The 15,464-nt window shown below is 45.0% G+C and carries 14 protein-coding genes; 13 read left to right on the top strand and 1 reads right to left on the bottom strand.

From position 1 onward, the window contains the following. Nucleotides 1-141: 141 nt before the first annotated feature. On the bottom strand, nt 142-726 hold the full coding sequence (locus tag ACZ5C4_RS14545; RefSeq protein WP_464521644.1) for a TetR/AcrR family transcriptional regulator: 585 nt from the start codon (nt 724-726) through the stop codon (nt 142-144). A gap of 277 nt (nt 727-1,003) precedes the next feature. Here ACZ5C4_RS14545 and ACZ5C4_RS14540 point away from each other — a divergent pair, with 277 nt between their 5' ends. The 13 genes from ACZ5C4_RS14540 (at nt 1,004) to ACZ5C4_RS14480 (ending at nt 15,464) form a co-directional block, all read left to right on the top strand. Continuing rightward, nucleotides 1,004-2,287, top strand: coding sequence for an SLC13 family permease (locus ACZ5C4_RS14540; RefSeq protein WP_464521643.1), 1,284 nt, complete (start codon nt 1,004-1,006; stop codon nt 2,285-2,287). 75 nt (nt 2,288-2,362) lie between these two features. Then, nucleotides 2,363-3,520 carry a thiolase family protein gene (locus ACZ5C4_RS14535; RefSeq protein WP_464521642.1) on the top strand — a complete coding sequence of 386 codons (1,158 nt, stop codon included), beginning with the start codon at nt 2,363-2,365 and terminating at the stop codon, nt 3,518-3,520. A 31-nt stretch (nt 3,521-3,551) separates the two neighbouring features. Beyond that, the gene (locus tag ACZ5C4_RS14530) at nt 3,552-4,769 is read left to right on the top strand and encodes a CaiB/BaiF CoA transferase family protein (RefSeq protein WP_464521641.1); all 1,218 of its coding nucleotides are present in this window, start codon (nt 3,552-3,554) and stop codon (nt 4,767-4,769) included. A gap of 68 nt (nt 4,770-4,837) precedes the next feature. Beyond that, nucleotides 4,838-6,235 carry an SLC13 family permease gene (locus ACZ5C4_RS14525; RefSeq protein ID WP_464521640.1) on the top strand — a complete coding sequence of 466 codons (1,398 nt, stop codon included), beginning with the start codon at nt 4,838-4,840 and terminating at the stop codon, nt 6,233-6,235. Nucleotides 6,236-6,327: 92 nt separating this feature from the next. After that, on the top strand, nt 6,328-6,669 hold the full coding sequence (locus ACZ5C4_RS14520) for a putative quinol monooxygenase (RefSeq protein ID WP_178057721.1): 342 nt from the start codon (nt 6,328-6,330) through the stop codon (nt 6,667-6,669). Nucleotides 6,670-6,823: 154 nt separating this feature from the next. Further along, nucleotides 6,824-7,168 (top strand): PadR family transcriptional regulator, encoded by a 345-nt coding sequence (locus ACZ5C4_RS14515; RefSeq protein ID WP_464521639.1) that lies wholly within the window; start codon nt 6,824-6,826, stop codon nt 7,166-7,168. Next, nucleotides 7,165-8,169, top strand: a complete 1,005-nt coding sequence (locus tag ACZ5C4_RS14510; RefSeq protein ID WP_464521638.1) for an HAAS signaling domain-containing protein — start codon at nt 7,165-7,167, stop codon at nt 8,167-8,169. The genes ACZ5C4_RS14515 and ACZ5C4_RS14510 overlap by 4 nt, the downstream gene beginning before the upstream one ends. Before the next feature lie 73 nt (nt 8,170-8,242). Next, entirely contained in the window at nt 8,243-8,659 is a 417-nt protein-coding gene (locus ACZ5C4_RS14505) for a secondary thiamine-phosphate synthase enzyme YjbQ (RefSeq protein WP_186876995.1), read from the top strand. Nucleotides 8,660-9,141: 482 nt separating this feature from the next. Next, nucleotides 9,142-10,773, top strand: a complete 1,632-nt coding sequence (locus ACZ5C4_RS14500; RefSeq protein WP_464521637.1) for an FAD-dependent oxidoreductase — start codon at nt 9,142-9,144, stop codon at nt 10,771-10,773. Nucleotides 10,774-10,785: 12 nt separating this feature from the next. Next, nucleotides 10,786-12,093: an FAD-binding protein gene (locus ACZ5C4_RS14495; RefSeq protein ID WP_464521636.1), complete on the top strand. Its 1,308-nt coding sequence runs from the start codon at nt 10,786-10,788 to the stop codon at nt 12,091-12,093. An 18-nt stretch (nt 12,094-12,111) separates the two neighbouring features. Then, nucleotides 12,112-13,137 carry a (Fe-S)-binding protein gene (locus tag ACZ5C4_RS14490; protein WP_464521635.1) on the top strand — a complete coding sequence of 342 codons (1,026 nt, stop codon included), beginning with the start codon at nt 12,112-12,114 and terminating at the stop codon, nt 13,135-13,137. 77 nt (nt 13,138-13,214) lie between these two features. Next, the gene (locus ACZ5C4_RS14485) at nt 13,215-14,525 is read left to right on the top strand and encodes a RuBisCO large subunit C-terminal-like domain-containing protein (RefSeq protein WP_464521634.1); all 1,311 of its coding nucleotides are present in this window, start codon (nt 13,215-13,217) and stop codon (nt 14,523-14,525) included. Nucleotides 14,526-14,531: 6 nt separating this feature from the next. Next, entirely contained in the window at nt 14,532-15,464 is a 933-nt protein-coding gene (locus tag ACZ5C4_RS14480; RefSeq protein WP_464521633.1) for a PHP domain-containing protein, read from the top strand.

Raw genomic sequence — 15,464 nt, 5'->3', positions numbered from 1 at the left:
ATAAGAATATACTCCAGAATAGTTAACGCGATTTGTGTCGGAAACAGAGAGTTGGGCTTATCGTGATTATATATGTAGTAAATAAATATATAGAGTTTAAAGGCAGCTTGAAAATAATGATTTTCAGCTGCTTTTTATACTTTATTCAAATTTCTTGATGGGTTCCCAAAGACTGATGAGCAGCTGGGACATTTTCTCTTCGGATATTTCCATATTGCTTTTCAGCCAGGAGGAAAACAGACTGACATAGAGGGAACTTAAGATATCTTCTCGCAGGGAGAGTTCCTTTGGCTCCGGCGAAACATCGATTTTCCATGCTTTTCTTGTCTCCAGCCGCGTATTCATGATGGCACGTGCAAAACGGGTGGAAAATCCATTAGAATAATTGGAACACAATAGAGGGTAAAACTCTTCGTGATTTTCTTTGATATATTCGAAATATTTTTTGAAATACATGCTGTCATGGCGATTCAGGCAGGCATAAAATTGAATCTTTCCGACACTGCGTATTTCCAGCATCAGGGAAAGAAAACCGTCTATCAGACGTTTTTCAATTTCTTCCTGCAATTCATATTTTCCATCATAATGCGAATAGAACAGCGGTCTGCTGACACCGGCATAGGTGCATATGTCTTTTACTGTGATATTTTCAATTGGCTTGCGCATGATTAATTCAAGAAAAGTTTTGCGGATTCGTGCCTGGCCGTCTTTAAGAAATGGTTCCATAGATTTACCCCTTTCATAGAAATTTTCATTCCGCAGTTGTGCTTTGGTACGAGAATGTACAAAGCACACTTTTTTATTATAGATAATATTTTACATTTTATGCAATCGAAATCAAGGTTTTTGGTCAATTTATACTATACATATTTGGGAAAAGTGTTAAATTTTGAACATACTGTATAATTGTGTAATTGTTGTGGTGCTGTGAATCAGATATGATTTGCTTGACGAAAGATAAAACAGTCAAAAGTAGTCATGTTTTATGGGGAAGGGGGACGAGATGGCAGAAGAGATTAAAATTATGCTTGCGATTGGGATTATGTTTCTTATGATTCTGTCGTTTGCTGTGCAGTGGATACCGGCGTCAGCTACCGCGCTACTAGCGGCAATAAGTATGGTATTCTGCAGATTTCTTTCCCCGGCGGAGCTGGCGGCGTCTTTTGGCGCCGATGCAGTCATCATGGTTGCGGGTATAATGATTGTCGGCAATGCGGTTTTTGAGACAGGATTGGCAGAAAGAATCGGCTGTGCAGTTCTGAACTTGAAATTTGTCGTAAAGACAGAGAAAAGATTTCTGGCGGCGATTCTTATCATGGTGGGCTTTTTATCTGCCTTTATGAGCAATACAGCTTCCGTTGCCATATTTATCCCTCTGGTTTCCTCCGTGGCACATGCTTCAAAGGGAAGAATACGGAAAAAGAATATTTTCATGGCGATGGGAATCATCTCTGTCCTGGGTGGGAACTGTACGCTGGCAGGTTCCACACCGCAGCTCATCGCACAGGGGATACTTGAGGATACGCCGGAGGCCGTGCCCCTTACCTTTTTTCAACTAGCATATATCGGTATCCCCCTTGTAGTTCTGACTGTGCTGTATTATGCGACGCTGGGGTACAAGCTGCAAGAGCGCTGTTTTGATTTTGAGGAGCGTTCTGAGACAGAAGGAAAGGCTGCATCGGAACATAATAGTACCAGAAGGAAACAAAACTGTACTGCCCTGATTTTGCTGATGTGTGTCATTGGCTTTGTGGCAGGCTGGTTTTCCCTGGGAGTGACTGCGCTGGTGGGAGGTGTTTTGTGTATCTTGACAGGGTGTATCTCTTACCGCCGCGCTTTTGAGATGATGGACTGGTCTACCATTGTCATACTAGCGGGAGCACTTGGATTTTCAAAAGGGCTGGACCACAGCGGAGCAGTAGATTATATGGCGGAGGGAATTCTGCGGATCCTGGGCGGCGAGGCGGCAAATCCAGTGCTTCTCTGCACAGTACTACTCATACTGTCGAGTTTTCTCGGCAACGTGATGTCCCACACTGCTACGGTCGCCGTGCTTATGCCGATAGCCATATCCATTGCGGGTGTAGTCGGTGTTTCTCCTACTGCCTATGTGGTCGGTATTATTATCGGTTCCAGTCTGGCGTTTGCCACACCGATTGCCACACCACCGCTTACGATGACGCTTGTGGGCGGCTACCGGTTCACGGATTATACCAAGGTGGGAGGCATATTGAATATCCTCCTTTTGGCTGCCGCTGCTGTGCTTGTACCGGCAATCTATATGTGAGATATAGTCCGGCAAGCAGAGAAACAGTAAGGAAGAAAAAATTAATAAGAAAAAGATTGGAGTGAGTTTTGTATTATGAGACGTGTTGCAATTGTGTCCGCAGTCAGGACAGGAATAGGGAAATATGCGGGGCAGTGGGTAGCAACCCCATCCGAAAAGCTTGCGGCTGCGGCGATTCGCGAGGCAGTTGAACGGGCAGGGATTGACCCCAATGAGATTGAAGATGTGGTTATGGGAAATCTCCATGGGCATCATGGAAACCATGCCAGGATTGCTTCCCTTACCGCCGGGCTGCCGTTTGAGGCGGGAGCAGTGACGGTGGATCGCCAGTGTGGTTCAGGTTCACAGGCGATTATCTATGCGGCCCTCAATATCGCTGCGGGATACGGGGACGTATATGTGGCATGTGGTGTTGAGCACATGACATTGAACCCTTATCAGGTGACGAAGGTGCCCAATTACAGCTATGCGCCGCCGCAGTATCTGACGAACAGAGTTTCCACTGACGAAGCGGGTAATCCTCCTTATCCGAAGACGGCGGATATACTAGGGAACAAGATGGGAATCACAAGAGAGGAGTGCGATGCCTGGGCGTATCAGTCGCAGATCAGAGCCGCTGCCGCTATTGAAAATCATCTGTTTGACGAGCAGATTGTTCCCATAGAAGTAAAAACAAAAAAAGGTATTCAAACAGTGACGGCGGATGAGTGCGTGCGGTTCAATGCATCTCTCGAAGCAATGGCAAAACTCCCGGTGTTGTATGAGGGCGGGCTGTGCACGGCAGGAAATTCTTGCCCGAGGTCCGACGGAGCTGCCGCTGTGGTTATGATGTCTGAAGAGAGGGCGAAGGCTCTGGGCATCGAACCTATGGGATACTTTAAAACCTTTGCGGCAGCCGGGCTGGATCCGAATATCATGGGCTATGGTCCTGTGCCTGCCACACGGAAGGCACTAAAGCGTGCTGGACTTACGATAAAAGATATTGACTTGGTAGAGCTCAACGAAGCGTTTGCCGCACAGGTGGTTCCCTGTGTGAAAGACTTAGGTCTGGATCCGGCGAAGACGAACACCAATGGAGGTGCCATTGCTATGGGACATCCTCTGGGCGGTACAGGCGTGATACTGACGACAAAACTGCTTTATGAAATGATTCGCAAGGATTACGAGCTGGGTCTTGTGACAATGTGCATTGGCGGCGGACAAGGATTGGCTACGATTTTTGAGCGCCGTTAAATGAATAAATGATAAAGGAGGTGAAAAACATATGAAACTGCCATTGGAAGGCTACACAGTCATCGAACTGGGGACCCATGTGGTGGTACCCAATGCCGGACGGTTTCTGGCGGATTGGGGCGCTAAGGTAATCAAAATCGAGGTGCCCGCAGGGGAAGAGTGGAGAAAGGTAGGACCTTCCTACTGTACACCGATGACGAAAGAAGAAAATCCTCTGTTCCAGGAGCAAAATGCCAATAAAAGGCTGATAGGTCTTAATCTGAAAACAGAGGAAGGAAAAGAAGTATTTCGGAAAATGATACAGAAGGCGGATGTGTTCATCAGCAATGTCCGTATGCGTTCTTTGGCAAAGATGGGGCTCGACTATGAAGCTCTGAAGGAATTGAATCCATCGCTTATTTACGCGCATTTTACAGGATATGGGACGGAAGGCGTGGAGGCGTCAAAGCCTGGATTTGATATGTCCACATTCTGGGCTCGGTCGGGAGCTATGAGAGACTGGTCCGATCCGGAAGGGTTCCCCTTTAAACCACCAGGCGGCTTCGGAGACGCGGCAACAAGCGCGGCATTTACCACTGGTATCCTGGCGGCAATCATCGGGCGCCAGGCTGAGGGCAAAGGAACCTTTGTGACATCTTCGCTTCATGCCTGTGGTATATGGTATAATCAGACAGGCATTATATCAGCACAGTACGGGAACAAATATCCGCCGTCTCCTATGGAAGCGCGGAATCCGTTTACCCATATATACAAATGTGGGGATGGAGAGTATCTCATCATAACAGTTCCCAACTATGATGCAAATTTTAACCGCGTCATGGAAGCTATGGGGCTGGAAACATACTATGATGATCCACGGTATTGCAGAAGAACGGAAGAAGGACTGTTCGCCGGAAACAATCTGCGCGATTTCATCGCCATCATAAATGCTCGTTTTATGGAAAAGGACAGAGATGAGTGGATGGAGATACTGTCAAAGGCAGATATCGCATGCGAGCGTCTGCTGCATCAAAAAGACGTGGCGGATGACCAGCAGGCATGGGAAAACGGCTGTCTTGAGAGAGTGACCTTCCCCGCATCCGGGAAGAGTGTGGCATTCCCCACTGTACCCGTACGTTTTTCCGAATATCAGGTGTGTGGCATGGAGATGCCGGGCGCTGTCGGCGAAGATACAGACGAGGTATTACAGGAATACGGATACGCTCAGTCAGAGATTGACAGTATGCGAGAGGCGAAAGCTATCTTGTGATAAAACCGGAACAGTTCTCTTTTTCATAATAGAGGGCTGTACTGGAATGAAAAAGGTGAGGTGTAAATGTGAATAAGAAAAAAAGTATTTGTCTGATCCTCGGTCTGGCAGCGGCAGTTATCTTCTTTCTTCTGCCGGTACCGGAAGGGCTGTCCGCCGGGGCTATGAAGGGGTTAGGAATCCTGATTTGCGGCATTATCTGGATGGTTGGCGCCGTGTTCCCAGATTTCGCTGTAATGATTGCTATGTTGTCTGTGTGGACGATTTCCGGTGTTCTGCCATTTGAAACGTCTTTTAGTGCATTCAGTGGGACTTCATTCTGGCTTCTGTTAGGTGCTATGGTAATCGGTGTCGCGGGAAGTAAGAGTGGACTGCTTTTAAGGCTCGCTTTGACCGTGCTTAAGATATTCCCTGCAAATTTTCAAGGGCAGGTTCTGGCGCTTTTGACCTCTGGCCTTATTATCTCTCCGCTTGTGCCAAGTACAGCAGCGAAAGCGGCGATCATGGGGCCGATTGCTAAACAGATTAGTGACACTATGGACTATGAAAACCAGAGTAGAGGCTCTGCAGGTCTGTTCTATGCGTACTTTACCGGCTATACTTGTTTCGGTCCTATTTTCATGAGTGGTTCCTTTATTGCCTATTCTATGCTAGGGGCTCTGCCAGAAGGATTTCAGGGTGTTACGTGGCTTCAGTGGCTGTATTATGCGCTACCTTGGAGTATTGTGATGATTGTGCTCAGCTATCTGGCTATTGTATTTTTCTTCAAGCCAAAGAATAGTGCGAAATTTGATAAAGAGACCATTGTTAATATGAGCAAAGAGTTGGGACCAGTAAAACGGGATGAAAAGATTACCCTGGCAGTCATGGTCGGATGTCTTATCCTATGGATGCTGGAGCGTACGTTGGGAATCAGTTCCGCGGCAGTGGCAGTGCTGGCCATGACAGTACTTGTGGCGGCGAAGGTACTGGACAAGGCAGATTTCGACAAAAAGGTCAACTGGAATCTTGTATTTTTTATCGGAGCAGTCATTTCCATAGGAAGTATGATTAAGTATCTTGAGATTGATACTTATATCGGGGAGAAACTGACTCCGGTCATGGAACCTCTGGTAAGCCAGCCAGTTGTCTTTATTATTGTGTTTGTTGCGATTGTCGTGCTGGCGCGCTTTGTAATCGCCTCGACGCTCACATCGACTGTACTGTTTACAGTGGCACTGGTGCCGTTCGGTACAGCTGTGGGAATCAACCCGTGGGTAATTGGATTTATTGCATATGTGTCCGTCCATGTTTGGTTTATGCGTTACCAGATGCCTTTGTATCTGACAGCGAACGCTACAGCGGGAAATGGAGATATGCTAAATCAGCGTCAGGCGGCGCTGCAGTCAACAATCTATATTGTCATCTCCACCATAGGACTTCTCATCTGTCTTCCGTGGTGGAAGATACTGGGGCTGATGCCGTAGTATTTGGAAACAAACTAGCTCCTCTCTTTTGTCAATTATGATTGCAGAGGATAGAGCAAGGAAACAGATTCTTAATTTAGGAGGAAATAATTATGTTATTAGTAGAAGCTTATTATACATGTAAACCAGGAAAACGCCCGGAACTTTTGGAGATTGTAAAACCGAATATCGAAGGGACAAGAAAAGAACCCGGAAATATCAGCTACATGCATTATCCGGACCCGAATAATGAGAACAATATGTTTGTTTTTGAAAAGTGGGAGAGTTTGGAGCTTTTCAACAACCATTCTAAGACAGAGCACCACAAGGCATTCTGTGCGGCACGCCGGCCACTCCTTGAGCCAGGCAGCTATTTTATCACTATTTACAACGCAGAGGTGAATGAGGAACGTACCGCAATCAGCCGCGAGTTCGTAAAACGCGCAATCAACTAAACTTGCTTCTTCATAATAAATAAAGGAATCCGGGAAAGCTCCCAGCTCTTGGGATGCTTCTCGGATTCTTTGCCTTATCATGGAAATATTAAAGGGTTTTTCTTGACAATACTGTGCGATATACAGTATTATGTAATTGCAAGGAGGAGATAATATGGCGGATGAAAAAGAGATATTGTCTAATCTGGTATCTGAACTGAGAAGAGGAACTCTGATACTAAGTGTATTAAGTCAACTGAAAGACGCGAAGTACGGGTATGCCCTTGTGCAGTCTCTGGAGGAAAAGAATGTAGGGATTGATCCGAATACATTATATCCGCTTCTAAGGAGGCTTGAGAAGCAAGGGTTATTGAATAGTCAGTGGGAGCTGGAAGGTTCAAAGCCAAGAAAATATTATAAACGTACCATTCTGGGAGACAAGATATACAAAGCATTAAAACAGCACTGGACGGAATTGACTGAAAATATGGAAAGACTGGTTGGGGAGGATGCAAGATGACAGATTCAGAAAGAGAGTATATGGAACGTTATATTTATGAGGCGGTACGAAAGGTTCCAAAGCGGCAGAGAAAAGAGATGGAAATGGAACTGCGAGAGCTGATAGAAGATATGTCCGAGACGAGGCCAATGGAAGAAGTACTATTAAAAATGGGCAGTCCGAAAGATTTTGCAAAACAGTACAGAGAAGATAGTGGGTATATTATCGGGCCAGAATACTATGATGATTATCTGTGGGTGATGAAGGTTGTCCTCATCTGTGTAGAGTCATCTGTTTTATTGTCTGGAATCATTGGAATATTGCTGCATGAGGGCGCATATGTAGAATTGTTTGGAAAACTGACGGGAAACCTGATTTTAGCCGGATTTGCGGCGGTGGGAGCTGTAACGCTTATTTTTGCGGTGCTACAGCGGAGAAAGATACGCGTGGAGATAAATGAGAAAAAGAAATGGAGTCCGGAAAAATTAAGCCCGATTCCTGTAAAAAAAGCGCGGATTAGTCGAGGGGACAGCATTGTAGGAATTATATTTCTTGTCCTTTTTAGCGCACTCCTTGCGTTCGCACCGCAGCTATTCAGCGCATATTCTGTGAAAGGGGAGGAATTACAATATGTCAGTATATTTAATTTGGAGAAGTGGGAGCTGATTCTTCCGGTATTTCTGCTAAGTCTGTTTATCAGCTTGACAGATGAGGTGATAAGGTTAGTGGTGGGCAGGTATTGCCAAATCGTTATGATTAGTAATCTGATTGCTAATACGCTCCAGATTTTCCTTGCTGTAATTTTGTTAAAGGTGTTGCCGTTTTGGAATCCGGAATTTCCGGAGAAAGTAAAAACGATGTATCAACTTACAGCAGAGGACAGAGGATTTCAGTTTTTATTAAAGTGGAATTTAGAATTTTTGTCTAATCTGTTTTTAGTGCTTATTTGTATAGCTGCACTGGGAGAGATAGCGGTGACAGTATATAAGACGCTGCGGTATGGGGAAAACAGCTGGCAGTAAAGAGAAAAGGAATTGTGCAATGCTTTTATTTAATGCTATAATTACGTAAAACAGGTGAAGGAGGACGTAATAGTTGGTATCATATCGTAAGTATCTGGAATTCAAATTCGACGAAAAAGAGACAATGAAAAATATTACAAACCATGTGGAAATGATTCTGGAGGAGAGTGGTATTAAAGAGGGAATCATTATCATATCTCCGCAGCATACGACCTCTTCTATCTTTATCAATGATGATGAGGAAGGACTTATACAAGATACACTGGAATTTTTGGAGGCGCTTGTACCAGCTTATAAAGTTCCTTACTACCGTCATAATAAAAGCGAGAAGGACGCTCCGGCACATTTAAAAAGAAATATCATGGGCCGCAGCGAAGTGGTATCTGTGACAGAGGGACATCTGGATTTGGGAAATTGGGAAGAGATATTTTATGCAGATTTTAATGGGAGACGTAAGAAGAAAATCTGCGTAAAAGTGATGGGAGAATAGAGAGAAAAGAAGAGAGGAGTAAACTTTGCCTGTGACAAGGAACAAGGTTTACTCCATTTTTTTATGTATAGGAAACTTCATTCCCTATACAATAAAACCCTCCGAGGGGATACACACTGTGCGCAAAGTGTACAAGCTCCCCAAGATTGAGGGGCAGGGGAGTTGAAGTGAGCTTGTCTACTTTGTTCTGTTTACAATCGAAAAAATAAGAAGGAAAAAAATAGGAAATTTTTGGATAGAAAATCAGGGGTGCAGAATAAAGCACTATGTAAAAGTTTTTTGATAATTTTTATAGAGCAGGAAAAGAATATGTACATACCGCCTTAAAAAACGTATATCAATTTAGGGCGGTATGTATACTTTTGCGCAAAAAGAACGAAAAAATATGCAAATATGAAGATTTGATTGTGCAAAACAACGGTGATATTATGTAGACAATTTAAGCCGGCTTGAAAAATATTATAGGAAGTGAGGCTCGATTTATGCGAGAAAATTTTGATGTGGTAGTTATCGGCGGCGGAACTACTGGAACTGGCGTGATACGTGATTTGGTATTGCGTGGTTTTAAGAATTCCCTGCTTTTGGAGAGGGATGACCTGGCTGCCGGAACTTCAGGCGGATGCCATTCTGCTCTACATGGCGGTTCCCGCTATGTGGTTTCTGACATCCAGACGGCGCGGGAGTGTCTGCAGGAAAATCAAGTGTACCGGAAAATTGTGCCGCAGGTAGTTGACCCGACAGATGCGATCTGGGTGGCAAAAACAGATGAACAGATGGAGTTTGCACAAAAGTGGATGAAAAATGCGGATGACATTGGACTTCCATATGAAATTATTTCAGTGGAGGAAGCAACCAGTGAGGAACCACTTTTAACAAAAGATATCCGTTTTGCACTCCGGACAATCGATACAGGCTTTGATCCCTTTAGGCTGTGTATCGCGCAGGCATATGATGCCAAGAAAAAAGGTGCGCAGATCCGCACACATCATGAAGTGATCGGAGCGCTGATGGACGGAAAACGGGTTGTGGGATTGAGAGTGCTGGATAAGACAGAAAATAATATTTATGAAGTATACGCGAAACTGATTATAAATGCGGCAGGGCCATGGTGCTCACAGATTACAGAAATGGCAGGCTTCGCAATTCCAATGAAACCGAATAAAGGATCTACAGGAATTTACAGTATGCGTCCGACGAAAACGTTGATCGGAATTTTGCGGACTCCGGCAGACGGAGACGGTCTGGTAAGCCAGGGATTCCAGAATACAGCGCTTCTTGGAACCTCCTCTGTAGATGTAGACGATCCGGATGATGCGGATCCAGGCATGGATGAAATCAAAATCATGGAGGATTCTGTAGCAGAGATTATTCCAGACTTAAGAGAGGCAAGAATGCTTAGATTCTGTACAGGTGTACGTCCACTCTATACGACAGGAGAAGAAACAGGGCGAAATATCAGCCGTGGAATGTTCCTTTTAGATCATGAAGAGATGGAAGGCGTATCCGGTATGATTACGATCACCGGAGGAAAATATGCGACAGCGCGTCTGATGGCAGAGGTAGCGGTAGATATGGCGTGTGAAAAACTAGTAGGAAAAGTGCTTCCATGTACCTCAGACAAGGAGCTAATCTATGGCGCTACGACGAAGGAAGAAGCAGAAAAAGAAGCGCAGGAAATCCACGAGAAATATCATATTTCCCGCTATGCGGCACACAAGTTTACGGCACGCTACGGAGAGTTTGCGAAGACGATATTAGAGAAATATCCAGATCAGGCATATGTCATTGATGATGCAGTACAGATGATTGGCTCGGAAGTTTGCTATTCCTTCAAAGAAGAGGAGGTAGAAAACTTTAAAGATCTGCGCCGCCGTACACGAATTGGAATGGGGCAGGAACAGGGAACCTTTTCTATTTATAAAGCGGGCGGAATCGCACAGCAGGCGCTTGATATGACGCCGGCAGAAGCGGAAGAGTGCGTGCTTGGATACGTGCAGGAACGGTGGAAAGGTATTTATTTTGCAGCACAGTACGGTGACCAGCTTCCATTGTCAGAGCTTATGCAGGAAATGTATGTCGGCATGGGCAGTTATGACGTATTAAGTTTAGAATAAGGAGGGCAAATCATGGATGCAAATAAGAATGATGTGCTTGTAATAGGCGGTGGAACTGCGGCCTGCGTAGCTGCGGATGCAGTTTTAAATGCCGGAAAAAGTGTGACAATGGTTTTCCCAAACGGAGGAAGCAGTGAAATTTCTGCAGGGACTCTGGATATTATGGGAGTTGTGCCGGGAGAACATCCGGTTATCTGTGACGATTATAGAGAAGGAGTGGAAAAGCTCCTTGAAAAATATCCAGGCCACACCTATTCCAAGTGTAAAGGAGAACTCGAAACAGGAGTCGAGGCATTGCTTTCTCTGGCAGAAGCGGGGGGATACATACTGAAAGGATTTGATGGGAAGAACGCATGGGTGCCGAATATGCTGGGAACATTTTCTATCAATGCATATGTGCCTTCCACTATGTATGAAGGGGCGATTGTTCCAGGAGAAAAAGAGAGAGTCCTGGTTGTGGGTATAAAAGGAAATGTGGCATTTAACGCACAGGCAGCGGCAATGTCCTATCAGCAGTATCAGAAAAAGCTGGGAGGAAAGGCAGACTATTTTTCTACGGAGATTCAGATAAAGGGCTGGGGAGACAGAAGAAAGATAAGCGATGGAGAGCTTGCAGATTATCTGGATACAAAGGAAGGAAAAGAAGAATTGGTTTCTTTGATTCAGACATTCTGTATGAACAACAGATATTCCTTTGATAAAATCTTGTTCCCACCGGTTCTTGGATACTTAACCTACAATGAGCTTCTGGCAGAATTAAAAGAAGCATGCGGATGTAAAGTGGCAGAAGTGGCAGCGCTTGGCAATTCAGTAGTCGGGTATCGTTTTACACGTGCTGTGTATCGTGGACTCGAAAAAAAAGGAGCAAAGCTCCTTCGCGGGGCTTCTGCAAAGAAGCTGGAGGCGGCAGAAAATGGAGTAAAAGTAGAGTGTGTAATCGGGCTGACCGATCAGTATCATCCGGGAAAGAAGGAAATGTTCGAGGCTCCGGCGGTTGTCCTGGCAACGGGTGGATTTGTAGGAGGCGGAATCAAAGCCAGACATACAGATGTATGGATTGAACTTTTAGAGCAACATCTTGGAAAAGTGACAACCGATCAGCTTGACAGGGACGCAGTACACTCTGCCGGCCAAGATTTTATGAGAATGGGCGTACAGGTAAACACGGATATGTCTGTTGTCGATACAAAATATAACGGGCGCGTTTTTGCATGCGGAGATGTTCTTGCAGGACACAATTTCGCAAGCGAGAGAAGCGGCGCGGGAATTGCCGCTGCATCTGCTTACCTTGCTGGTAAAAATGCTGCTGCAAAAATATAAAGAAATGGGGGAAAGGCAATGGCAACACAAGAATTTTCGAAATTGTATTACAGGACATCTAATTGTCTGACAAGTGACATCATTGCAGATTTTGCTCCGGTCAGCCGTATCCTGGGAGTAGACACCTCTACTGGTATGGGGGCAGTTTTTACAGCCATGGGTACCCGTTTTGACATGCAGTATGTGGCGAAGGAAGCTTTTATGGCGACGGATGGATATGAGTCAGATACGCGGAGTATCGACGACACTCCCGTTGCGGAGGTGATGCGCTATGTACGCGGGGAGATTATTGCAGGAGATAAAGTACCGGAGAAATATAAAGCGTTTGTAGATACTGTCTTAAAAGAAGAAAGTGTCTATGCACAGTATAAAGAATGCAGCGTGGGGGATGAGAATGCAGAGATACTTTTTCTGATTAGTCCTGCGGCTCCAAATGCCGAAAAAACAGCAGAACAGGCGGCTTCTGTTTGCAAGAAAGCGGGAAAAAGTGTTTACTGCACAAACAAATATAAAGACTGTGGGTACTTGCTTCTTGCTCTTGCCCAGACAGAGGCAGCGAATACATATGCGGCTGGAATAAAAGAAGGACTTGCTAAATATGATAGTGTTATAACAGATGACAGCTATGTGCTGGATGCGCTGCTGATTCAGTTTCCTGAGATGGCAGAGAAGATAAAGTTTCTGGATGAATTTCTGGCAGAAAATAAGTTAAGCTTCTCTGGAACAGAAAAAGTCGTGCTTCACGAAAGCGGAGTGATACAGAGACTGTATCCTGCGAGAAAGGTAAATTATAGTGAGATTTTACCAGAAGCAGAACTTCTTTTACCGAAGCGCAGCGGGTATGACGTGACAGATTCTGGGATTGCCGGAGGACTCGGACTCGCAGAGCCAGAAAATCTGCTGGCAATAGCAGGACGCAGAATGACAGATTTAAGCGGAATGGATCAGGACGTAATTGTTACTCCATGCGCGTGCGAAGCGGTAGGCTTAAACTGCGCAGAAAAGGAAAACGTAATGACACTGCTGGAATACATATGCAGATAACAGTGGCAGGCATGAGGGGGTGCCCACAGCGTGAAAGACAAAATAAATATATTTCATAACATAAGGAGGATATAACAATGAAATATGATGAGAACATTTTTAAGTTACCAGAATCGATTGACAAAGAGAAGTATATAATCTGTACATACTTCTGCCAGGGTTATACATCTGACTTGCTGAATCTGGTAGGTTCTATGGCGATTGAACAGACAACAGGAACATGGGCGCCGGTTCCCCTGGAGACACCGGAAGTAAGAAGACGCCATGGCGGGAAAGTCATAGCGGTACATGAAATTCCATGCTATGAGTTCAGTATGCCGGAGGCAGAAGGTAAAGAACGTATGGCAGTATTCCAGATTGCTTTCCCATTTGAGAATATGGGAGCAAATCTTCCACAGGTACTGACTTCTGTAATTGGAAATATTTCTATGGCAGGGAAGTTAAAACTGATTGATATTGATTTCCCGAAAGTATTTACGGACGGATTTAAAGGCCCGAGATTTGGTGTAGAGGGACTGCGCGAAATCACAGGCGTTCCGAAAAGACCGTTCATTGTCAGCATGATTAAGCCGTGTACAGGGGCAACACCGGAAAATGCAGGAAAACTGATCCGTGAGCTTGCAATGGCGGGAATCGATTGGATCAAGGATGATGAATTGTTTAGTGATACGGACTACTGCACAGTAAAGGCAAGAGCAAAAATTGCAGCAGAGATTTTAAAAGATGTATACGAAAAGACAGGAAAACGTGTGCTGTATTCTCCGAATATTACTGACAGACCGGATAGAATGTTAGACAAGGCAAAAATGTGTAAAGAGCTTGGAATTCCGGCGCTTATGATCAATACTTTGACAGTGGGCTGGCCGGCAATGCAGATGATTGCAGAGAATGACGAGGTGGCGCTTCCAATTCTGGCGCATCCGGCATTTGCAGGAGCAATGTATGAGTCACATTATTCAGGTATTTCCAGTCATCTTGTACTTGGAAAATTTATGCGTATGAGTGGGGCGGACATTGTGATTTATCCATGTGCATACGGAAAAGTCAATATTCAAAGAGAGCGTTATATCCGTATCGCACAGTCTCTGCTGACGGATTTCCGCGGTATGAAGCGTACCTTCCCAGGGCCGGCAGCAGGCGTGTACCAAGGATTGATTCCAAATGTTGCAAACGATCTTGGAATGGACTTCTCTATCTCGGCAGGTGCGGCAATGCACGCACATCCAATGGGAGCAGCGGCAGGAGTAGAAAGCTTAATCAAAGCGGCAGATGCTACTGCGGAGGGAATCCCGCTTGAGGAAGCGGCAAAAGATTGTGAGCCGTTGAAGGTAGCGCTTGACCTTTGGGGAATTGGCGTTCATCAGGATTTGTTTGATTTGAAGAAGTAGGAAGCTATGAAAAGAAAAACGGTGGATTTACATATGCACAGCGGATATTCCAGCGATGGGACATTCAGTGTACAGGAGCTTTTTAGGCAGGCAAAAGAAAATAAAATGCAGGCGATTGTTATTGCAGACCATGATACATATGAGGCTGCCGGCGAAGCAGAGGAGGAAGCACGGCGTACCGGAATTTTGACAATTCCGGCGCTGGAGCTCTCCTGCATTGATGAAAACAGGATGGTACATATTCTAGGATATGGAATAGATACCAAGGGAAAGCATAGCCTTTTGGAACTAATTGAAAAGATACAAAAGTCCCGTATCGATATTCTTCCGAAGATAAAAGAGAATCTGGAAAAAGAGGGATTCTATGTAGACATGGAAGAAGTAGAAAGGCTGGCTTATCCGCATCCACCGGTTATTACAAATTTTGCAAATGCAATACTCAACGACACACGCAATGCCGGCAATCCAAAGCTTTGTGTATACCGACAGGGCGGGAGCAAATCTGACAGACCGTATATCCGTTTCATAAAGGATTATCTGGTGGCAGGAAGAAAGTGCTATGTTCCAGAATATATTGTAGATATTTATACGGGAATACGCGCCATAAGAGAAGCAAAAGGAGTGCCTGTGCTTGCACATCCTGGAGAGTGGTTTACCAAGAAAGATGAGCCTAAGATACCGCGTATGCTGGAATGTGGCCTTCAAGGAATGGAGGTGTACACACCGTATCATTCTGTAGAAAAAGAAGTGTATTTTAAACAGCTTGCAGAGAAATATGGATTATTCCAGACTGCCGGTTCAGATTACCATGATGAACAAAAGAAACCAGGTCATGTGATGGGCATGATAAAAGCGGCAGATATGGAAATGTTTTTCCGATTGAAACAGATGATAGAAAAGGCACACGCAGAAGAAAAAACAGCGTGCAGGAGGAATTGA

This window comes from Mediterraneibacter flintii (assembly GCF_055387595.1).
This window is presented reverse-complemented; position numbering and strand designations above follow the sequence as displayed.

Excerpts from the sequence above, each read along its gene's own strand:
- ACZ5C4_RS14545 (WP_464521644.1), bottom strand. The coding sequence starts at position 726 with ATGGAACCATTTCTTAAAGACGGCCAGGCACGAATCCGCAAAACTTTT.
- ACZ5C4_RS14540 (WP_464521643.1), top strand. The coding sequence starts at position 1,004 with ATGGCAGAAGAGATTAAAATTATGCTTGCGATTGGGATTATGTTTCTT.
- ACZ5C4_RS14535 (WP_464521642.1), top strand. The coding sequence starts at position 2,363 with ATGAGACGTGTTGCAATTGTGTCCGCAGTCAGGACAGGAATAGGGAAA.
- ACZ5C4_RS14530 (WP_464521641.1), top strand. The coding sequence starts at position 3,552 with ATGAAACTGCCATTGGAAGGCTACACAGTCATCGAACTGGGGACCCAT.
- ACZ5C4_RS14520 (WP_178057721.1), top strand. The coding sequence starts at position 6,328 with ATGTTATTAGTAGAAGCTTATTATACATGTAAACCAGGAAAACGCCCG.
- ACZ5C4_RS14515 (WP_464521639.1), top strand. The coding sequence starts at position 6,824 with ATGGCGGATGAAAAAGAGATATTGTCTAATCTGGTATCTGAACTGAGA.
- ACZ5C4_RS14510 (WP_464521638.1), top strand. The coding sequence starts at position 7,165 with ATGACAGATTCAGAAAGAGAGTATATGGAACGTTATATTTATGAGGCG.
- ACZ5C4_RS14500 (WP_464521637.1), top strand. The coding sequence starts at position 9,142 with ATGCGAGAAAATTTTGATGTGGTAGTTATCGGCGGCGGAACTACTGGA.
- ACZ5C4_RS14495 (WP_464521636.1), top strand. The coding sequence starts at position 10,786 with ATGGATGCAAATAAGAATGATGTGCTTGTAATAGGCGGTGGAACTGCG.
- ACZ5C4_RS14490 (WP_464521635.1), top strand. The coding sequence starts at position 12,112 with ATGGCAACACAAGAATTTTCGAAATTGTATTACAGGACATCTAATTGT.
- ACZ5C4_RS14485 (WP_464521634.1), top strand. The coding sequence starts at position 13,215 with ATGAAATATGATGAGAACATTTTTAAGTTACCAGAATCGATTGACAAA.
- ACZ5C4_RS14480 (WP_464521633.1), top strand. The coding sequence starts at position 14,532 with ATGAAAAGAAAAACGGTGGATTTACATATGCACAGCGGATATTCCAGC.